This window comes from Brachybacterium subflavum, assembly GCF_009299795.1.
Taxonomy (GTDB): domain Bacteria; phylum Actinomycetota; class Actinomycetes; order Actinomycetales; family Dermabacteraceae; genus Brachybacterium; species Brachybacterium subflavum.
Window position 1 is genome coordinate 617,053 of the sequence record NZ_VIGP01000003.1, and the last position, 19,333, is coordinate 636,385.

Annotated in this window: 17 protein-coding genes; 4 read left to right on the forward strand and 13 right to left on the reverse strand. The window is 71.4% G+C overall.

The features are described from left to right. Position 1 precedes the first annotated feature (1 nt). The 8 genes from FHG10_RS17935 to FHG10_RS09900 all read right to left on the reverse strand — a co-directional run bounded on the left by FHG10_RS17935 (position 2) and on the right by FHG10_RS09900 (position 6,713). A complete protein-coding gene (locus tag FHG10_RS17935) occupies positions 2-178 on the reverse strand; it encodes a hypothetical protein (RefSeq protein ID WP_193636253.1) in 177 nt (58 codons plus the stop codon). 93 nt (positions 179-271) lie between these two features. Then, the gene (locus tag FHG10_RS09870; RefSeq protein ID WP_152353126.1) at positions 272-796 is read right to left on the reverse strand and encodes an Asp23/Gls24 family envelope stress response protein; all 525 of its coding nucleotides are present in this window, start codon (positions 794-796) and stop codon (positions 272-274) included. A 125-nt stretch (positions 797-921) separates the two neighbouring features. Next, positions 922-1,218 carry a hypothetical protein gene (locus tag FHG10_RS09875; RefSeq protein WP_152353127.1) on the reverse strand — a complete coding sequence of 99 codons (297 nt, stop codon included), beginning with the start codon at positions 1,216-1,218 and terminating at the stop codon, positions 922-924. Between the two features lie 153 nt (positions 1,219-1,371). Beyond that, the gene (gene ctaF, locus FHG10_RS09880; RefSeq protein WP_152353128.1) at positions 1,372-1,788 is read right to left on the reverse strand and encodes an aa3-type cytochrome oxidase subunit IV; all 417 of its coding nucleotides are present in this window, start codon (positions 1,786-1,788) and stop codon (positions 1,372-1,374) included. Between the two features lie 3 nt (positions 1,789-1,791). Next, on the reverse strand, positions 1,792-3,501 hold the full coding sequence (ctaD, locus tag FHG10_RS09885; protein ID WP_152353129.1) for an aa3-type cytochrome oxidase subunit I: 1,710 nt from the start codon (positions 3,499-3,501) through the stop codon (positions 1,792-1,794). Beyond that, on the reverse strand, positions 3,498-4,409 hold the full coding sequence (ctaC, locus tag FHG10_RS09890) for an aa3-type cytochrome oxidase subunit II (RefSeq protein ID WP_152353130.1): 912 nt from the start codon (positions 4,407-4,409) through the stop codon (positions 3,498-3,500). The genes ctaD and ctaC overlap by 4 nt, the downstream gene beginning before the upstream one ends. 391 nt (positions 4,410-4,800) lie before the next feature. Then, positions 4,801-5,157, reverse strand: a complete 357-nt coding sequence (gene erpA, locus FHG10_RS09895; protein WP_152353131.1) for an iron-sulfur cluster insertion protein ErpA — start codon at positions 5,155-5,157, stop codon at positions 4,801-4,803. A 92-nt stretch (positions 5,158-5,249) separates the two neighbouring features. Next, positions 5,250-6,713, reverse strand: a complete 1,464-nt coding sequence (locus tag FHG10_RS09900; protein ID WP_152353132.1) for a dipeptidase — start codon at positions 6,711-6,713, stop codon at positions 5,250-5,252. 104 nt (positions 6,714-6,817) lie between these two features. Here FHG10_RS09900 and FHG10_RS09905 point away from each other — a divergent pair, with 104 nt between their 5' ends. After that, positions 6,818-7,465, forward strand: coding sequence for a DUF3043 domain-containing protein (locus tag FHG10_RS09905; RefSeq protein ID WP_227488161.1), 648 nt, complete (start codon positions 6,818-6,820; stop codon positions 7,463-7,465). A gap of 108 nt (positions 7,466-7,573) precedes the next feature. On the opposite strand, the gene aspS is transcribed toward FHG10_RS09905, so the two are convergent. Then, on the reverse strand, positions 7,574-9,406 hold the full coding sequence (aspS, locus tag FHG10_RS09910) for an aspartate--tRNA ligase (RefSeq protein ID WP_152353133.1): 1,833 nt from the start codon (positions 9,404-9,406) through the stop codon (positions 7,574-7,576). A gap of 166 nt (positions 9,407-9,572) precedes the next feature. On the opposite strand from aspS, the gene FHG10_RS09915 reads away from it, so the two are divergent. Then, the gene (locus FHG10_RS09915; RefSeq protein WP_152353134.1) at positions 9,573-11,483 is read left to right on the forward strand and encodes a DEAD/DEAH box helicase; all 1,911 of its coding nucleotides are present in this window, start codon (positions 9,573-9,575) and stop codon (positions 11,481-11,483) included. A 132-nt stretch (positions 11,484-11,615) separates the two neighbouring features. Here the strand turns inward: FHG10_RS09915 and trxA are convergent, their stop codons facing one another. Continuing rightward, positions 11,616-11,984, reverse strand: coding sequence for a thioredoxin (trxA, locus tag FHG10_RS09920; RefSeq protein WP_152353135.1), 369 nt, complete (start codon positions 11,982-11,984; stop codon positions 11,616-11,618). Between the two features lie 100 nt (positions 11,985-12,084). Further along, a complete protein-coding gene (gene hisS, locus FHG10_RS09925) occupies positions 12,085-13,440 on the reverse strand; it encodes a histidine--tRNA ligase (RefSeq protein WP_152353136.1) in 1,356 nt (451 codons plus the stop codon). A gap of 332 nt (positions 13,441-13,772) precedes the next feature. On the opposite strand from hisS, the gene FHG10_RS18390 reads away from it, so the two are divergent. Together FHG10_RS18390 and FHG10_RS09935 are read left to right on the forward strand one after the other, a co-directional pair. Continuing rightward, positions 13,773-15,419 (forward strand): DUF349 domain-containing protein, encoded by a 1,647-nt coding sequence (locus FHG10_RS18390; RefSeq protein WP_152353137.1) that lies wholly within the window; start codon positions 13,773-13,775, stop codon positions 15,417-15,419. A 106-nt stretch (positions 15,420-15,525) separates the two neighbouring features. Continuing rightward, complete coding sequence (locus tag FHG10_RS09935) at positions 15,526-16,371, forward strand: hypothetical protein (RefSeq protein WP_152353138.1); 846 nt, start codon at positions 15,526-15,528, stop codon at positions 16,369-16,371. Here FHG10_RS09935 and FHG10_RS09940 read toward each other — a convergent pair. Then, the gene (locus FHG10_RS09940; protein ID WP_152353139.1) at positions 16,314-18,668 is read right to left on the reverse strand and encodes a RelA/SpoT family protein; all 2,355 of its coding nucleotides are present in this window, start codon (positions 18,666-18,668) and stop codon (positions 16,314-16,316) included. The two genes, FHG10_RS09935 and FHG10_RS09940, sit on opposite strands and share 58 nt — an antisense overlap. Before the next feature lie 137 nt (positions 18,669-18,805). Continuing rightward, positions 18,806-19,318: an adenine phosphoribosyltransferase gene (locus FHG10_RS09945; RefSeq protein WP_227488174.1), complete on the reverse strand. Its 513-nt coding sequence runs from the start codon at positions 19,316-19,318 to the stop codon at positions 18,806-18,808. Between the last annotated feature and the right edge of the window lie 15 nt (positions 19,319-19,333).

Consider the following 19,333-nt stretch of genomic DNA (forward strand, 5'->3'; position numbering starts at 1 on the left):
GTCACCGCCTCCAGCGGTCGGTGAGCCCGCGGATCTCGATCCGTCCGTCGATGACCATGCCCACGGCGAGGCCGATGGCACCGAACACGAGGACGAGGAAGAACTGGCCGAACGATCCGAAGGCGAGTGCGGCGCCGAGCAGGAGCCCGACGAGCACCGCGAATTGTGATGTCTTCATGTGTGCTCCTCGATCTGGGGCGGGCCGGACGTCACGCCCGGCCCGCCGAGGTTCTGCGCCCGGCGCAGGTCAGCGCCCGGCGCGGAGGCGCGTTCAGCGCAGGTCGCTGCTGCGCTGCTCGCTGCCGGACTGCTCATCGTCCTCGTCCGGGAGGTGGACGTCGACGACGTTGACGTTGACCTCGATGACCTCGAGCCCGGTCGCCTTCTCGACCTGCTCGATGACGTTGCGACGGATCGCGTTGCCGACCTCGACCACGGAGGCGCCGTACTCCACGACGACGGTGACGTCGATCGCGGCCTGGGTCTCGCCCTTCTCGACGCCGATGCCGCCGGTGACGTTGGTCTGCGAGTTCGGGATGCGGTCGGTGACGGCCGAGAACGCGCGGCGCACGGCATTGCCCATGTCGTGGACGCCGGGAACCTCGCGGGCGGCCATGCCGGCGATCTTCGCGACGACCGTCTCCTCGACGGTGGTCACGCCGCGGTCGGTCTGCAGGGGCCCACGGGGAGCAGCGGTCTGCTCCTGGTCCTGCCGCTTCTCATCGGCGTCCTGGGCGCGTGCGACGGCGCGCTCGCGCTGCTGGCCGGTCTGAGGGATGGATGCGTTGCTCGCCATGAGCTCTCCTCGGTTCGGGCCCGGATCGACCGGGCCGTTCTCAGTGGACACCTGGAGGACGTCACCGTCCGCCGGTCCCTCACGACGAAGCCTATGTGATCCCGCTCACCCATGGGTGCGCGGGCTCAGCGCAGCCGTCCCGATCGCGACCCCCGTTCCGGAGCCCCGCCTGGGTCCTCCTCGAGGTGGGCGACCAGCCAGCGCGCGGCAGCGAGCGTGAGGCGGGGATCCTCCGCTCGCAGCGCCCGGCTGGCGCGCAGCGGTGACGTCTCGGCGTCGAGACGTCGTCGCGCGAGGACGTCCCGCGCCCACGCGCGGGCCCGGTCGAGCGCCCCGTCGTCCGCGAAGACGCCCAGGGCCACGAGCCCCGCGTCCCGGACGTCCCGCGGCAGGCCGCCGATCATGCGTCTGCGCAGCGCCATCCTGTGCCCCCGTTCCCCGGGCTCGCCGCACCGCTCTCCGGTGCGCCCGGATCGTGCGGCCATGATCCCACGCGCACAGCACGACGGCCCGCCCACCGTGCGGTGGGCGGGCCGTCGAGGAGTGCGCCCCCTCCGGAGGGCAGCGCCGGGTGATCAGTGGGCGTGCTGGCCGCGGGAGAACTCCATGACCCAGCCGACGACGCCGACGATCACGAAGACCGAGCCGATCGCGAGGATCCACCAGCCGGCCGCGACGCCCAGGAAGGCGAGACCGCAGCCGATCCCGGCCCAGAGGGGCCACCAGCTGTACGGGGCGAAGCTGCCCTGCACGCCGGCCTCGTCCGAGACCTCGGCCTCGAGGTTCTCCTCGGCCCGGTCCGGGAACCGCTTGGAGGCCCAGGTGAGGGTCGTGGCGATCATCGCCGCGAGCAGGGTCGCCATGAGGAGGGCCGGGAAGCCGGCGGTCTCGATGCCCAGCGGGGCGTACCCGCCGGTCCAGACGCCGTAGACCACGCCGACGATGAGGAAGAACGCGGCGAGGATCCAGAAGATCAATGCAGTGGTGCGCATGTGTCAGTTGCTCCTCGGGTTCTTGATCGGCTCCTCCGCGAGCAGATGCGACTGGGCGCCGACCTCCGGGTGGTGCAGATCGAAAGCGGGTCGCTCGGAGCGCACGCGCGGCAGCGAGTGGAAGTTGTGGCGCGGGGGCGGGCACGAGGTCGCCCACTCGAGCGAGGCGCCGTAGCCCCAGGGGTCGTCCACCTCGATCTTCTTCTTCTGGACGTGCGTGATGACGACGTTCAGGAGGAACGGCAGCGTCGAGGCGCCGAGGATGAAGGCGCCCACGGTGGAGAGCTTGTTCATCCAGTCGAACTGGTCCTCGGCGAGGTAGTTCACGTAACGGCGGGGAGCCCCCTCCACGCCCAGCCAGTGCTGGATGAGGAAGGTCATGTGGAAGCCGATCATGAACATCCAGAAGTGGAACTTGCCGAGCTTCTCGTTCAGCTTGTACCCGAACATCTTGGGCCACCAGAAGTAGAAGCCCGCGAACATCTCGAAGGCGACCGTCCCGAACACCACGTAGTGGAAGTGGGCGACCACGAAGTAGGTGTCGGAGAGGTGGAAGTCCAGCGCCGGGCTGGAGAGGATCACGCCGGTCAGACCGCCGAAGAGGAAGGTCGTGAGGAAGCCGAGCGAGAACAGCATCGGTGTCTCGAAGGTCAACGACCCTCGGAACATCGTGCCCACCCAGTTGAAGAACTTCACGCCCGTCGGCACCGCGATCAGCATGGTCATGAAGCTGAAGAAGTTCAGCATGACGGCGCCGGTCGTGTACATGTGGTGCGCCCACACCGTGACCGAGAGGGCGGCGATGGAGATCGTCGCGTACACGAGGGTCTTGTAGCCGAACACGGGCTTGCGGCTGAACACCGGGAAGATCTCGGTCGCGATGCCGAAGAACGGCAGGGCGATGATGTAGACCTCGGGGTGCCCGAAGAACCAGAACAGGTGCTGCCAGAGCACCGCTCCGCCGTTCTCCGGGTCGAAGATGTGCGCCCCGAACTTCCTGTCCGCCCCGAGGGCGAACAGTGCGGAGGCCAGCGGCGGGAAGGCCATCAGCACGAGGAGGGCCGTGATCAGCACGTTCCAGGTGAAGATCGGCATCCGGAACATGGTCATGCCGGGCATGCGCATGCAGATGACCGTGGTGATGAAGTTGACCGACCCCAGGATGGTGCCGAAGCCCTGGAGTCCCAGGCCGAAGACCCACAGGTCGCCGCCGAGTCCCGGTGTGAACGTGGTGTCCGACAGCGGGGCGTAGGCGAACCATCCGAAGGAGGCTGCGCCCTGGGGGGTGAGGAAGCCTGCGAGCACGATGAGCGAGCCGAACAGGGTGATCCAGAAGGCGAACATGTTCAGGCGCGGGAACGCCATGTCGACGGCACCGATCTGGAGCGGCATGAAGTAGTTCGCGAAGCCGTTGAACAGCGGGGTCGCGAACATCAGCAGCATGATCGTGCCGTGCATCGTGAACAGCTGGTTGTACTGGTCCTTGGAGACGACGACCTGCAGGCCGGGCTCCCAGAGCTCGGCGCGGATCATCAGGGCCAGCACGCCGCCGATGCAGAAGAAGCTGAACGCCATGGCCAGGTACATCAGGCCGATCACCTTGTGATCGGTCGAGGTGATGATCCGGACGAAGTTCCTGCCCAGAGACGTCTCACGGACGGGCTGGTGAACGGCCGTCGCGCGCGCCGGCGCGGCGGGGACCTGGGTGCTCATTTCTGGACCTCATCTCCCGTGCGGCCGTTGGCCGCGTCGTCCTTCTCGCGCATGTTCCAGTCCTCGAGGTTCCTCGAGAGGTCCACGGAGAGCTGACCGGTGTTGCCCTCGTCGCGCAGGTCCTTCATGTGCTGGTCGTACTCCTCCTGGGAGACGACCTTCACGTTGAAGAGCATGTCCGAGTGGTACTCGCCGCAGAGCTCGGCGCACTTGCCGGCGTAGGTGCCCTCACGCGTGGGGGTCACCTGGAACGTGTTGGTGTGCCCCGGGAACATGTCCTTCTTGTAGAGGAAGTCCGGGATCCAGAACGAGTGCACGACGTCGCGCGAGTCCAGGTCGAAGCGCACCGTCTGGTTCACCGGCAGGTAGAGCACGGGCAGGGACTCCGCGGCGCCCGGGGTGCCGGTCTCGAAGGACTGCACTCCCGCGTCCTCGTGGACATCGGCGTCCACGTAGTTGAAGTCCCAGCTCCACTGCTTGGCGACCACGTTCACCGTGACGTCGGGCTTCGCCGAGGTGTCCTCGATCTCGCCCACGTCGCGCTGGGTGAAGTAGAACAGCGTCATGATCATGACGACCGGGACGAGCGTGAAGATCATCTCGATCGGCATGTGGTAGCGCAGCTGCACGGGGTAGCCCGTGTCGTCCTTCCGGCGCCGGTACGCGATCGCGCACCAGATCGCCAGGCCCCACACGATCAGGCCGACGAGCACGAGAGCGGTCCAGGAACCGGTCCACAGCTGCGTGATGCGCTCGGTCTTGTCGGTGATCTGGACGCCGTCGTCGGCACCGGGGAGGAAGCCGCGCTTCTGCTCCGCGGTGCAGCCGGACAGCGCGAGCATCGCCGGCGCGAGTACGGCCGCCACGCGGCGCAGGCGCCGGCGGCGTTGTGTGGCCTGGGGGATCACAGGATGACCTTCCACTCGTCGGCCCTCCGGGAGGAGGCGCGGCGTGCTGCCTGCTGGGGGCAGCGCGTCGCACGCGCGGGGAGGGCGGGTGCTTCGCGGGTCGGGGCAGACCCGGGGACGTGCGTCGTGAGCGGCCCGAGCGCGGCGGCGTCGAGCGGGCCGGCGGGGGCAGGACCCTCACCGTCGGCGACAGCTGATCGCATCACGCGGGACGAACATGACGGCACAGCGTCATCATACGTGTTTCCCGGACTCGGTTCAGCATTCAGGTTCCGGTGTCGTCGGGGGTGACGACGTGCACAGACGCCGACGGGCCCGCTCTCTCTCACATGCGGAGCGAGGGCGGGCCCGTCGCGCTGCTGCGCTCTCGCGCAGGGCGCCGACGCGGACGTCAGCTGAAGGAGTCCCCGCAGGCGCACGAGCTGCCCGCGTTGGGGTTGTCGATCGTGAAGCCCTGCTTCTCGATCGTGTCGGCGAAGTCGATCGTCGCTCCCGCGAGGTACGGCGAGCTCATGCGGTCGACGACGACCTCGACGCCGTCGAAGCCGACGGTCGAGTCACCGTCCATCAGCCGCTCGTCGAAGTAGAGCTGGTAGATCAGGCCGGAGCATCCGCCCGGCTGCACCGCGATGCGCAGTCGCAGGTCGTCGCGCCCCTCCTGCTCGAGCAGGGACGTGACCTTCGCCGCGGCCTCGCCGGTGAGCGTCACGCCGTGCGCGGGGGCCTCGGTGTCGATGGTGGTGGTCATCTGGGTTCCTCCTCACTGCAGGTGCCCCCAGGCTACGCCTCGCCGGGCGCGACCGGGGACGGCGTCCGTCACGTCACAGGGTCCGCGTCCGCTCAGCCGCGTCGCCTCTCGAGCCCCGCCGCGCCGCGCAGCAGCAGCGCCTCGGCGAGGCACACCCTGGCGAACTCCCCCAGGTGCAGGGACTCGTCGACGCCGTGGGCGCGGGAGTCGGGGTCCTCGACACCTGTGACCAGCACCTCCGCTCCGGGGAACACCTCCAGCAGGTCGGCGATGAACGGGATCGACCCGCCGAGGCCGGTGTCCACGGGCTCCGTGCCCCAGGCCTCGCGGAAGGCCGAGCGCGCGAGCCGCATGGCAGGGGTGTCCGAGGGGGCGAGGAAGGGGCGCCCCTGCTCGCCCCGGGCGATCTCGAGGACGGCACCGCGCGGGGCGTGGGACTCGAGGTGCGCGACGAGCGTGTCCATGGCGGCCTGCGGATCCTGGCCCGGCGGGATGCGCAGCGAGATCTTGGCGCGCGCCGCGGGCACGAGCGTGTTGGAGGCATCGCGCACCGACGGGGCGTCGATGCCGATCACCGAGAGGGCGGGTGCGGACCACAGGCGCGAGGTGATCGACCCGGTGCCCGCGAGGGGCTGGCCCTCGAGGATGCCGGCATCGCGCCGGTAGTCGGCCTCGGGCATCTCGACCTCGGGGGTCCCAGCGCGCACGAGGCCCTCGACGGCGACGTCGCCGTTCTCGTCGTGCAGCGTCGCCACCAGACGTCCCATCTGGGTGAGCGCGTCCAGCACCGGCCCTCCGAACATGCCCGAGTGGACGGCGCGCTCGAGCACGCGCACGGTGACCGTGAGGTCGACCACGCCGCGCAGGCTCGTGGTGAGCGCGGGCGTGCCGACGGCCCAGTTCGCGGAGTCGGCGACGACGATCGCGTCGGCCTCGAGCTGGTCCCGGTGGGCCTCGATGAAGCGCCGGAAGGTCGGGGATCCGGCCTCCTCCTCGCCCTCGACGAACACCGTCACCCCGACGCCGAGCTCGGAGAGCTCCTCCCCCACCAGACGCAGCGCGGTGACGTGGGCCATCACGCCGGCCTTGTCGTCGGCCGCGCCCCGGCCGAACAGCCGGTCGCCCTCGCGCGCGGGCGTGAAGGGATCGGTCGTCCAGGCCTGCGGGTCGCCGGTCGGCTGGACGTCGTGGTGGGCGTAGAGCAGCACGGTGGGAAGGCCGTCCCGGGCCGGCCGGCGGGCGATGACGGCAGGGGCGCCCTCGTCGACGTGGGTGATGGTCACCTCGGGCATCCCGGCGTCGCGCAGCAGCGCGGCGACGGCCTCGGCGCTCTCGTGCACGGGGGTGCGGTCGTACCCGGGGAACGCGATGGACGGGATCCTCACCAGGGCCGAGAGGTCCTCGATCGAGCGCGGGAGGATGCTCTCGAGACGGGCACGCAGGCCCTCGACCTCCTCCCGCGGCGCGGCGGGGGCGGGGCCGACGGCGGGCTCGGGTTCCGCGGGGAGATCGGACGGGCGGGGGATGTCGCCCTCGGGGGCGGGTTCATGGGACATGGCTCCCACGCTATCGCCGCGCAGGCGGCCGCGGGCGCCCCGCCGTGCGGCGTGCGCCGCTGCGGATGGTCGGGGCGGCGCCGCGCTCCGCCTAGACTGGAGGGGTGAGTCCCCGCAACACGTCCGATGCCGACACGTCCCCCTCGCCGCGCCGCCGCGGCCGCAGCCACGGGGAGGTGCCCGGCGTGACCTCGTCCCCCGAGGGCGCCCCCACCGGCTCCGCCGGGAAGGGCCGCCCCACCCGCACGCGGAAGGAGGCCGAGGCCGCCCGTCGGCGCCCCATCGTCCAGACCGACCGCAAGGAGGCCCGGCGCCGGGATCGTCAGGCGGCCGCGCAGGAGCGCCAGCGCTCCCAGCAGGCCCTGATGTCGGGCGATGAGGCGAACATGCCCGCCCAGCACCGCGGCCGGGACCGCAGCTTCGTGCGCGATCTCGTGGACGCGCGGCGCAACATCGCGGAGTTCTTCTTCCCGGTCGCCCTGGTCCTGATGATCGTGGCGCTCGTGCTCCCGCTGGTCATGCCCGGCCTCTACACGTCCATGAGTGTGATCATGCTCGTCGTGCTGTGGGGCGGGATCCTGCTGTGCGTGGTCGACTCGCTCATCCTGCGTCGCAGGATCCGCGCGCGCCTGACCGAGCGCTTCGGCGAGGTCCGCCGGGGGCTCGTGGGGTACGGCATCATGCGTTCGCTGCAGATCCGCCGGTGGCGCCTGCCGCGGGCGCAGGTGCGCCACGGCGAGGACCCGCGCTGATCGTTCCCGCTCCCCCGCCCCCGGCGGGCGGATGACGCACAGGGCGCCGGCACCCCGAGGGGTGCCGGCGCCCTGTGCGTTCCGCAGGCCGAGCGGGCCGCTCCGGGATCAGGCCCGCTGGGAGGGGGCGCTCCCGTCGTCCTCGGCGGCGCCGTCCTTCGGCTCGGCTCCGTCCTTCGCCCCGTCGCTGCGGGGCTTCGCGTCGACCCCCGCCTCCTTGCGCTGCTGCGCGGTGATCGGAGCGGGCGCCTGGGTCAGCGGATCGTAGCCGCCGCCGGACTTCGGGAAGGCGATGACGTCGCGGATCGAATCGGTGCCGGCCAGCAGCGCCGCGATGCGGTCCCAGCCGAAGGCGATGCCGCCGTGGGGCGGGGCGCCGAAGGCGAAGGCGTCGAGCAGGAAGCCGAACTTCTCGCGCGCCTGCTCCTCGTCGATCCCCATCACGCGGAACACGCGCTCCTGCACCTCCTGCTGATGGATGCGGATGGAGCCCCCGCCGATCTCGTTGCCGTTGCAGACGATGTCGTAGGCGTAGGCCAGCGCGCTGCCCGGATCCGTGTCGAAGGTGTCCATGAACTCGGGCTTGGGCGAGGTGAAGGCGTGGTGCACGGCCGTCCAGGCGCCCGAGCCGACGGCGACGTCGCCCGCGGCGACCGCCTCGCTCGCGGGCTCGAACATGGGTGCGTCCACGACCCAGACGAAGGCGAAGGCATCGTGGTCGATGAGCCCCAGGCGCTCGGCGATCTCGCTGCGCGCGGCGCCCAGCAGTGCGCGCGAGGACTTCGGCTCGCCGGCGGCGAAGAACACGCAGTCGCCCGGCTTCGCGCCGACCTGTTTCGCCAGACCCGCCTTCTCCTCCTCGGAGATGTTCTTGGAGACGGGGCCGGTGAGGGAGCCGTCCTCCTGGACGAGCACGTACGCGAGGCCCTTGGCGCCGCGCTGCTTGGCCCACTCCTGCCAGGCGTCGAGCTGGCGGCGGGGCTGGGAGGCGCCGCCGGCCATGACGACCGCGCCGACGTACGGCGACTGGAACACCCGGAAGGGGGTGTCCGCGAAGTACTCGGTCATCTCCGTGATCTCGAGGTCGAAGCGCAGGTCCGGCTTGTCCGACCCGTAGCGGCGCATCGACTCCTCGTAGGTGATCCGCGGGATCGGCGTGGTGATGTCGTGCCCGGCCACCTTCCAGACGTTCGCGAGCAGCTCCTCGGCCAGCGCGATCACGTCCTCCTGCTCCGCGAAGCTCAGCTCGACGTCGAGCTGGGTGAACTCCGGCTGTCGGTCGGCGCGGAAGTCCTCGTCGCGGTAGCAGCGGGCGATCTGGAAGTACTTCTCCATCCCCGAGACCATGAGCAGCTGCTTGAACAGCTGCGGGGACTGCGGCAGCGCGTACCAGGAGCCCGGGGCGAGTCGCGCGGGCACCAGGAAGTCGCGCGCGCCCTCCGGGGTCGAGCGCGTGAGCGTGGGCGTCTCGATCTCGACGAAGCCGTCGTCCAGGAGGGTCTCGCGAGCGGCCCGATTGATGTCGGAGCGCAGGCGCAGCGCGCGCGCCGGACCCGAGCGGCGCAGGTCGAGGTAGCGGTAGCGCAGGCGCGCCTCCTCCCCCACCTCGGCGTGGTCGTCGAGCTGGAACGGGAGGGGAGCCGAGGGGTTCAGCACCTCGACGTCGCTCGCGGTGACCTCGATCTCGCCCGTCGGCAGGGCGGGGTTCTCATTGCCCTCGGGACGACGGTCCACGGCGCCGGTGACCTTCAGCACGTACTCGTTGCGCAGGTGCATGGCCTCGTCCTCGCGGACGACGACCTGGGCGACGCCGCTGGCGTCGCGGAGATCCAGGAACGTCACGCCTCCATGGTCGCGGCGGCGGGCGATCCAGCCGGTGAGGGTGACGGTCTGGCCGATGTGCTCGCTTCGGAGCTCACCGGCATGATGGGTGCGCAGCACGGAAGAAGTCCTTCGTCTCAGGGATGCGGTCGCCCCGATGCTATCGCGGGGTGAGCGATCTCGCCCCCTGCGCCCCTGTGCCCGGGCACGCCCGCTCCGTATCCTGGATATCTGTCCCGACCTGCACCGCTGGCGGGTCCACCCCGCCCCGCAGTCGAAGGACACCATGAACGACGCACGCCCCTCCGCCGCAGATCCCACACCCGAGACCCCCTCGACCGACGAGCCGAACGGCCCGGTCGCGGAGTCCGTGACCGAGGCGCCGTCGGCCCCTGCGGCCCCTGCCGCCCCCGCGGAGCCGACCTTCGCGGACCTCGACCTCCCGCGGGTGCTGCAGAGTGCGGTGGACCGGCTCGGCTTCACGAGCCCCTCCCCCATCCAGAGCGAGGCGATCCCGCAGCTGCTGGCGGGGCGCGACGTCATCGGCGTGGCCCAGACCGGCACGGGCAAGACGGCCGCCTTCGGCCTGCCGATGCTCACCGCGGTCGATCCCTCGGAGCGCGCGGCCCAGGCGCTCGTGCTCGCCCCCACCCGCGAGCTCGCCATGCAGGTCGCCGAGGCGATCAGCACGTTCGCCCAGGACGTCGACGGTCTCTCCGTGACCTCCGTGTACGGCGGCTCGCCCTACGGACCCCAGGAGCGCGCGCTCTCGCGCGGCACCCAGGTCGTCGTGGGCACCCCGGGACGCGTGATCGACCATCTCAAGCGCGGCAACCTGCACCTGGAGACCCTGAGGTACCTGGTGCTCGACGAGGCCGACGAGATGCTGCGCATGGGCTTCGCCGAGGACGTCGACGAGATCCTCTCCCACGCCCCGCAGTCCAAGCAGGTCGCACTCTTCTCCGCGACCATGCCGCCCGCGATCCAGCGGGTCGCCGAGGAGCACATGAGCGACCCGGTGCGGGTCTCCGTGTCGCGTCAGGCGAGTACCACGACCAACGTCTCCCAGCGCTTCGCGGTCGTGCCGTTCCGCCACAAGACCGGCGCGCTCGCCCGCGTGCTCGCGACCTCCGACGCCGAGGCGGCGATCGTCTTCGTGCGCACCCGTTCGGCCGCCGAGGAGGTCGGCACCGCCCTCGTCTCGCGGGGCGTCGTCGCCGCGACCATCAGCGGCGACGTGCCGCAGAAGGAGCGCGAGAAGATCGTCGAGCGCCTGCGCGAGGGCTCGCTGCAGGTCCTCGTCGCGACCGACGTCGCCGCTCGCGGCCTCGACGTCGACAAGATCGGCCTGGTCGTGAACTTCGACGTCCCCGGCGAGCCCGAGGCCTACGTCCACCGCATCGGCCGCACCGGCCGTGCGGGCCGCACCGGCGAGGCGCTCACGTTCGTCGCCCCGCACGAGCGCCGCAAGCTGCGCGCGATCGAGAAGACCACGCGCCAGACCCTGCAGGAGATCTCGATCCCGTCCCCGCGGGACGTCTCCGCCCACCGCACCGAGAAGCTGCTGGCCTCCGTGCCCGATCGCGCCGAGCGCGGGCGGCTCGATCTCTACCTCGAGAAGGTCGACGCGTTCCTGGAGAGCAGCGGCATGGAGCCGCGGATGCTCGCCGCGGTGCTCGCCGCGACGGCCGTCGGGGACGACGGGCCGGGTGCTGAGGCCGAGGGCGACGAGGAGTTCACCGGCGCCCACCTCAAGGGCTCCGACCGTGATCGGGAGTCGGACGGCAAGGGCCGTCCTGCGCCCGGCCAGCCCGAGAAGGGCTTCACGAGCTACCGCGTGTCCGTGGGCCACTCCCACGGGGCGAAGCCCGCGGCGATCGTCGGTGCGATCACGGGCGAGGGCGGCCTGAACGGGAAGTCGATCGGCAAGATCGACATCTTCGGCTCGTTCTCCCTGGTCCAGATCCGTGGGTCTCTCAAGGACGACCAGATCGACCGCATCGGCCACGCGAAGATCGCCGGGCGCACCCTGCGCATCAGCGAGGACCGCGGCCCGCGCGCCGGCGGCCGCCGCGAGCACGGCTCGCGTCGTCCCGACTCCCGTGAGGGGGGACGCCACGAGGGTGGTCGGCGCTTCGGCGGACCGCGTCGTGAGGGCGGTCCCCGCCGCGACAGCCGCGGGCACGGCGGCCGCTGAGCGCGCGGCGCGACGCGCACGCCGGTCCGGGTGACGCGTCGCGCCCCCGAACGGACGCAGAACGGCCCCGCACCCGATGGGTGCGGGGCCGTTCCGCGTGGTGGGACCGCCGGCCGCCTGCCGGCGGGAGGGTCAGGACTGCTGGGCCTGCGCCTCGGCGTAGGCCTTGCGGACCTCATCCATGTCCAGGCCCTGGACCTGGGAGATGAGGTCCTCGAGCGCCGCCTGCGGGAGCGCACCGGCCTGCTGGAACACGGGCACGCCGTCGCGGTAGGCCACGAGGGTCGGGATCGAGGTCACGCCGTAGCGCATGGCCAGCTCCTGCTGGTCCTCGGTGTCGAGCTTCGCGAAGGTGACATCGCCGTGGTCCTCCGAGGACTGCTCGAAGATCGGCGCGAAGCGCTGGCAGGGGACGCACCATCCTGCCCAGAAGTCGATGAGGACGACGCCGTCCTTGACGGTCTCGTCGTGGTTCTCGGACGTCAGCGTGACTGTAGCCATGCCCCCCACAACGCACCGGGCGGTTCGCGCATTCCCGTGCGGAGGGCCGGTGACCCATGTCTCCCGGGACCGGGGCGTCCGGCGGTGCTGCGCGAGCGGGTCAGCCCTCGCCGCCGGGGCCCGCGAGGACCTGCACGTGCAGGTCCTCGTGCGGGGGCTGCCAGGAGTCGGCGCGGGCCTCGACCTGCTCGCCCGCACGGATGTCGCGCACCTCGTCCGCCTCGTCCTCGTGCGGGAACCACACGAAGGGGATGCCGCGGCGGTCGGCGTGCCGGATCTGCTTGCCGAGCTTCGCCGAGGTCGGCGAGACCTCGGTGGGGATGCCTCGGGAGCGCAGGTCGCGGGCGACGGCCTCGCTGCGCCGCCGGGTCTCCTCGCTCTCCACGACGACCAGGACGCACGTGGGGACCGCGCGGCTGGGGCGCGCGAGGTCGGACGAGAGCATCCGCGAGACCAGGCGCGAGAGCCCGATCGAGAGGCCCACACCGGGGTAGGTGTGGCGGTTGTCCGCGGCGAGCCGGTCGTAGCGACCGCCGGAGCAGATCGAGCCCAGCGCCTCGCTGCCCTCGAGGAAGGTCTCGAAGACCCCTGCCGTGTAGTAGTCGAGCCCGCGGGCGATGGAGAGATCGGCCATCATCACTCCGGGCACGGCCGCCTCGACCTGCGCGAGGACGGCGGCGAGCTCGGCGATTCCCTCCTCGAGCAGCTCGCCCTCGCCGCCCAGATCGCGCACCTGCTGGGCGAACGAGTCGTCGCGGGTGCGGATCGAGGCGAAGGCCAGGCAGGTGCGCGCCTGCTCCTCGCTCGCGCCGGCGTCCTCGACGAGCAGGCGCGCGGTGGCCTCGTCACCGATCTTGGGGAGCTTGTCGATGGTGCGCAGCACGCCCTCGAAGTCCTCGAGGCCGATCGACCGGAAGAAGCCCTCGGAGAGCTTCCGGTTGTTCGCACGGATCGTGAAGGCGGGGAGCGGGAGACGCGAGAGGATCTCCGCCATCACCACGGCGACCTCGGCCTCCTGGTGGGAGGGCAGGGAGTCCTGGCCGATGATGTCGAGATCGGCCTGGTAGAACTCGCGATAGCGGCCATCCTGCGGACGCTCCCCGCGCCAGACCTTCTGGATCTGGAAACGGCGGAACGGGAAGGCGAGCCTGCCGGCGTTCTCGAGCACGTAGCGCGCGAGCGGCACGGTGAGATCGAAGTGCAGGCCCAGCTGACGATCGGGATCGGCGTCGGACCCGTCCTCCTCCTCGGCGTGCAGGCGCCGCAGGACGTAGACCTCCTTGTCGATCTCGCCCTTGCGCAGCAGCTGGCTCATCGGCTCGACCGCGCGGGTCTCGATGCCGGAGAAACCGTGGAGCTCGGCGACCTGGCGGAACACGTCGATGACGTGCTGCTCGACGAGACGCTGCTCGGGCAGGTGCTCGGGGAATCCGGACAGGGCGCTGATCTTCGCCACGGGTGTGCTCCTTGCGTGCTGTGCGTGCGGCGGACCGCGCGTGCTGGCGCGACCGGTGCGGAGTGCGAGGGCGGTGGGTGCCCGCGCACCGAGGACCCATTATCGACCCACGTGCGCCGTCTCCGGGACCGCGCCCGCGTGGCGGGCCGGCGGGCGGGGTCCGCAGCGGGGAGGCCGAGGGGCCCCGAGGGATGCGGGCCCTGGGACGCGCGCGGATGCGTGCACGATCGGCGGTAGAGTTCCCTGGCGTGGTGTCCCGCACCACGACCATGACGCCGTCCCGGCGACGGCAGTGACCCGCGATCCAGCGGAACGAGAGAAGGAGCTCCCCCGTGAGCGAGTCCGAGACTCCCGATGCCACCGCGCCCGACGGCGCGACCCCCGACACCTCGACCACCGAGGGTGCGGCGTCCGACGGCGCGACGACACAGGCGCCGACGTCGGATGCCGCGACCGAGGGGCCGACGCCCGGCACCGCGCCCGGGGCCTCGACGTCGGACGCCGACGACGAGGCGACGACGCCCGAGGTCGCGACCGAGAGCCAGAGCGAGGCGTCGGGGGCCACGGTGCCCGAGGCGGCGACTCCCGCCGCCCCGACTCCGCGCCCGGCGCCTCGGCCGACCCCTCGTCCCGGCACCCCGAGCCCGGCCGCACTCGCCGGCCGGCGCCCGTCTGCCCCGCTGATCCCCGTCGCGCCTCCCGTGCAGGAGTACGACGACGCGGCGATCCAGGAGGCCCTGGCCTTCGGCACGCTCGAGGAGGACGGCACGGTCAGCGTGCAGGACGGCACGCAGAAGCGCTCGCTGGGGGCCGCGGCCTCCGCGGACCGCGAGGAGGCGCTGGCGCCCTTCGCGCGCGCCTACCTCGATCTCGTGGCCTTCCTCGACGTCACCCAGCAGCGGCTGGCGGCACCGCAGCTCACGCAGGCCGATCTGAACCGACTGCTCGAGAACCTTCGCAAGAACATGAAGGAGCCGCAGGTCGTCGGCGACATCCCGGCGCTGCGCGCGCGGGCGTCGGAGCTGCGGGAGAACGCCAAGGAGAAGATCCACGCCCTCGAGGAGGAGCGCCTGCGGGCCCGCGACGCGGCGACCGCCGAGCGCACCGCGTTCGTGGAGTCGATCGAGCAGCTCGTGGAGACCGAGCCGGAGCGGATGAGCTGGAAGAGCGCCGGCGAGACCATGCGCGGCATGGTCGGCACCTGGAAGTCGATGCAGAAGGAGGGGCCCTCCCTCGAGCGCTCCGCCGAGGACGCGCTGTGGAAGAGGCTCTCGACGGCACGCAGCGCCTTCGACCGCAAGCGCCGGCAGTTCTTCTCCCACCTCGACGAGCAGCACGCGGAGGCGGAGAAGGTCCGCGAGGACATCATCCGCCGCGCCGAGGAGATGAAGGACTCGACGGACTGGGGCCCGACGGTCCGCGCCTACCGCTCCCTCATGGACGAGTGGCGCGCGGCCCCGCGCGGCAACCGCAAGAAGGACGACGCCCAGTGGGCCCGCTTCAAGGCGGCCCAGGACACCTTCTTCGCGGCGCGCAACGAGGACCTCGCCGCCTCCGACGCGGAGCAGAAGGAGAACCTCAAGGTCAAGGAGGCCCTTCTCGCAGAGGCCGAGGCCGTCGACCCGGCCGAGGATCTCGACGGCGCCCGGGCGGCGCTGCACAGGATCCAGGACCGCTGGGACGAGGCCGGCAAGGTGCCCCGCGGCGACATGCGGCGCATCGAGGATCGCCTGCGCGCCTTCGAGCGCTCGCTGAAGCAGGCGGAGGACGCCGAGTGGCGTCGCACCGATCCCCGTACCCGCGCCCGCGTCGAGGGCGCATCCTCGCAGCTCCAGGAGGCGATCTCCAGCTACGAGGACGATCTCGAGAAGGCACGCGCGACCGGCGACCCCGCGAAGATCGCGAAGGCCGAGGAGGCGCTGCGCGCACGGCGCGAGTGGCTCGAGGTCATCGAGCGCTCCGCGCGCGACCTGGGCTGATCCCGCGCGGCCTCCGCGCATCGCTCCCGCTCCTCCACAGCGCCCGCTCGTCCACAGGACGGGCGGGCGCCTTGATGCGCGGGCTCCCAGCCGGGATGCTCGGCGCATGCCTCCACCGCAGTCGCCCTCCCCTGCCGGCACCTCGCCTGCCTCGTCCGGCTCCGCCGACCCCTCCCCTGCGATCCCCGCCGACGAGTCCCCGCCCCCGCCGTGGGCCGATGCTCCCTGTGCCGCATGGTCGCAGCAGGCGGCAGAGCTCGCCGTCACCCTCGAGCAGGAGGTCGCCCGCTGGCCGGCGACGCTCTCCCACTACGACGACGTGCGCACGGGATCCCTGGTGCCCGTCGGCGAGGGGCGGCTGGTCCCCTTCTACTTCGCCGAGCACGCCTCGGACCGGGCTCTGCTGGTGGGATGCGCCGTCGGCGCGAGACTGCGCAGCGATCACGTGATCGCCCTCTGGTCGGCGCACTGGGTGCACACGGGCGCGGCGTTCCCCGACCCCATCGACCTGATGACCTTTTCCCACCGCAGCGTGATCCCCGGGGTGCGCGTCCGCCATTCCGGCGTCGCGGTGACCGACATCGAGCAGATCGCGGGCACGCCGGTGACGACCCCCGCGAAGACAGGCGCCGATCTGCTGCGCTTCGACGGAGAGGCCGCGCTCGAGGGCGTGGAAGCGCTCGTGCGCACCGGGCTGTGCACGGGAGAGCAGATCGGTGAGCGGCTCGCAGCGGTGCGAGGGGGCTCCGGGAGCAGGGTCGCCCGCAGGCTCCTCGAGCAGATCGTGCGGCGCTGCGCGTCAGCTCCCGCGGGGGCGGAGGACGCCGACACGCGCGAGCGCGCCGTGCTGCGGGTGCGGGAGGCGGAGCGCTGGGCGCGCCGAGGACACAGGGCTCAGGCCTCGGCCATCCCCCTGCCCTCGACCACCTTGCCGTCCGCCGTGACCCGGTAGGCGTCGTAGACGCCCTCGACCTTGCGGACCTGCGCGAGGACGGCCTGCAGGTGCGAGGGGTCGGCGAGCTCGAAGGAGAAGTACGCCGTGGCCAGACGGTCCCGGTGCGACTGGCACGAGGCGGACTGCAGGCTCACCTGCTGGTCGGCGATCACCAGGGCGAGGTCCGTGAGCAGTCGGTCCCGATCCAGCGCCTCGACCTTGATGTGCACGAGGTAGACCGAGCCCATACGCCCGGACCAGCGGACGTCCACGATCCGATCGGGCTGCTCCTCCCGCAGCTGCGTGGCGTTGGAGCACTCGCGATGGTGCACCGAGATGCCCGAGCCACGGGTCACGAAGCCGATGATCGGATCGCCCGGCACGGGTGCGCAGCACTTGGCGAGCTTGACCCACAGATCCTTCTGTCCGTCGACGATGACGCCCTGATCGGTCTCACTGGTGTGGCGCTGCGCCTCGGAGGGGCGGGCGAGGACCTTCGAGGGCAGGGTCGTCTCGACCACGTCCTCCTCGGCCCCGGCGGTCCCGCCGAAGGTCGCCCGGAGCTTCTCGACGACGTTCTGGGCGCCGACGTGCCCCTCTCCGATCGCGGTGTAGAGGGCGTCCACGGAGTTCTGGTCGAGGTCCAGCGCGACCGACTGCAGGGTCTCGTGGGTGAGCAGGCGGCGCATCGGGAGGTCCTGGCGACGCAGCGCCTTGGACAGCTCGTCCTTGCCCTTCTCGAGCGCCTCCTCGCGACGCTCCTTGGAGAACCACTGGCGGATCTTCGTGCGGGCGCGCGGGGTCTTCACGAAACCCAGCCAGTCCTGGCTGGGCCCGGCCCCTTCGGCCTTCGAGGTGAACACCTCGACCACGTCGCCCGTGCTCAGCGCCGAGTCCAGCGGCACGAGCTTGCCGTTGACACGCGCCCCGATCGTGCGGTGGCCCACCTCGGTGTGCACCGTGTAGGCGAAGTCCACAGGGGTCGCCCCCTGGGGAAGAGCGATCACATCGCCCTTCGGGGTGAAGACGTAGACCTCCTGGCTGTTGATCTCGAAGCGCAGGGAGTCCAGGAAGTCGCCCGAGTCGGAGGTGTCCTTCTGCCAGTCCATGAGCTGGCGCAGCCAGGCCATCTCCCCCGACTTCGCCGTCGGCGCCGGGTCAGGACCCGCCATCGCCTTGTACTTCCAGTGCGCGGCGACGCCGTACTCGGCGCGGCGGTGCATCTCGCGGGTGCGGATCTGCACCTCGACGGGCTTGCCGGTGGGGCCGATGACCGTCGTGTGCAGCGACTGGTAGAGGTTGAACTTGGGCAGGGCGATGTAGTCCTTGAAGCGCCCGGGGATGGGCGACCATCGGGCGTGCAGGATGCCCAGCACTCCGTAGCAGTCGCGCACGGTGTCCACGAGCACGCGGATGCCCACCAGGTCGTAGATGTCCGCGAAGTCGCGGCCGCGCACGATCATCTTCTGATAGATCGAGTAGTAGTGCTTCGGGCGCCCGGTGACGGATGCCTTGATCTTCGCCTTGCGCAGGTCATCCTGGATCTGCCCGGACACGCTCGCGAGGTACTGCTCGCGCGCCGGCGCGTGCTGGGCGACCAGGGAGACGATCTCCGCGTACACCTTCGGGTAGAGCACCTGGAAGGAGCGGTCCTCGAGCTCCCACTTCATGGTGTTCAGACCGAGGCGGTGCGCGAGCGGGGCGTAGATCTCGAGGGTCTCGCGCGCCTTGCGCTCCGCCGACGCGGCCGGCACGTACCGCCAGGTGCGGGCGTTGTGCAGGCGATCGGCGAGCTTGATGAGCAGCACGCGGATGTCGCGGCTCATCGCCACGATCATCTTGCGCACGGTCTCGGCCTGGGCGGCGTCGCCGTAGGTGACCTTGTCGAGCTTGGTGACGCCGTCGACGAGAAGGGCGATCTCGTCGCCGAAGTCTCCCCGCAGCTGGTCCAGCGAGTAGTCGGTGTCCTCCACCGTGTCGTGGAGCAGGGCGGCGGCGAGGACCTCCTGCGGGCTGCCGAGCTCCGCGAGGATCATCGCGACCGAGACCGGGTGGGTGATGTACGGGTCGCCGCTCTTGCGGAACTGCCCCTGGTGGGCCCTCTCGGCGACGGCGAAGGCACGCTCCAGGAGCCCCAGGGCCTCCTTGGGATGGGCCGCGGTCACCGCCTGGACGAGCGGTTCGAAATAGGCCGACGAGGGGTTCGGACTGGTCGGCGACGTGCGTCCGACCAGGAACGAGAACGGAGACCGCGAGCGCCGATGGACGGGCGCCGGGCGCGACTCCGACCGGGGGGTGGTCCCGTGTTCACTCATCCGAACCTCCTGCGCAGTCACCCGAGTCTACGACCCCGTAGGGAGTGGTGGTGTCCGCCGTCCGCGGACGGCGGGGCCCTCCATATCCGGAGGGGTCCGAGCGCCGTGCCGCAGTGGGGGCGGAGCGGTCCGGCGCCTCAGTTCGGGACGGACTCCACGGTGACCACGGGGACGTCCGCGGGAAGGCGATCGCGTCCGCCCAGCCCCTCGAGCTCGAGGAGGAAGGAGACGCCCAGCAGCTCGACGTCGAAGCGGCGCACGAGCTCGATCGTCGCCGCGGCGGTGCCGCCCGTGGCCAGCAGGTCGTCGACCACCACCACGCGTGCGCCGCGCGGGAGCGCGCCCACCGCGATCTCGATCTGGGCGCTGCCGTACTCCAGGTCGTAGCTGATCGAGCGCGGGGCGCCGGGCAGCTTGCCCGCCTTGCGCGCAGGGACGAAGCCGGCGCCCATCTCGTAGGCCAGCGGCGCGCCCAGCACGAAGCCGCGCGCCTCGACGCCGACCACGAGGTCCACCTGCTCGGGCAGGATCGCGCTCCAGTGTCCGATCACGGCGTGGAAGGACTCGGGGTCGCGCAGCAGCGGGGTGATGTCGCGGAACAGCACCCCGGGCTCGGGGAAGTCCTGGTAGGTGTCGATGTGCGAGGCCATGAGCTCCCGGACCTG

Coding starts and splice junctions, on each gene's coding strand:
- erpA (WP_152353131.1), bottom strand. CDS start 5,157: ATGACCACCACCATCGACACCGAGGCCCCCGCGCACGGCGTGACGCTC.
- FHG10_RS09940 (WP_152353139.1), bottom strand. CDS start 18,668: ATGAGTGAACACGGGACCACCCCCCGGTCGGAGTCGCGCCCGGCGCCC.
- FHG10_RS09900 (WP_152353132.1), bottom strand. CDS start 6,713: ATGTCCCATGAACCCGCCCCCGAGGGCGACATCCCCCGCCCGTCCGAT.
- FHG10_RS09875 (WP_152353127.1), bottom strand. CDS start 1,218: ATGGCGCTGCGCAGACGCATGATCGGCGGCCTGCCGCGGGACGTCCGG.
- FHG10_RS09870 (WP_152353126.1), bottom strand. CDS start 796: ATGGCGAGCAACGCATCCATCCCTCAGACCGGCCAGCAGCGCGAGCGC.
- FHG10_RS09935 (WP_152353138.1), top strand. CDS start 15,526: ATGCCTCCACCGCAGTCGCCCTCCCCTGCCGGCACCTCGCCTGCCTCG.
- FHG10_RS09945 (WP_227488174.1), bottom strand. CDS start 19,318: ATGGCCTCGCACATCGACACCTACCAGGACTTCCCCGAGCCCGGGGTG.
- trxA (WP_152353135.1), bottom strand. CDS start 11,984: ATGGCTACAGTCACGCTGACGTCCGAGAACCACGACGAGACCGTCAAG.
- FHG10_RS09915 (WP_152353134.1), top strand. CDS start 9,573: ATGAACGACGCACGCCCCTCCGCCGCAGATCCCACACCCGAGACCCCC.
- ctaF (WP_152353128.1), bottom strand. CDS start 1,788: ATGCGCACCACTGCATTGATCTTCTGGATCCTCGCCGCGTTCTTCCTC.
- FHG10_RS17935 (WP_193636253.1), bottom strand. CDS start 178: ATGAAGACATCACAATTCGCGGTGCTCGTCGGGCTCCTGCTCGGCGCC.
- ctaD (WP_152353129.1), bottom strand. CDS start 3,501: ATGAGCACCCAGGTCCCCGCCGCGCCGGCGCGCGCGACGGCCGTTCAC.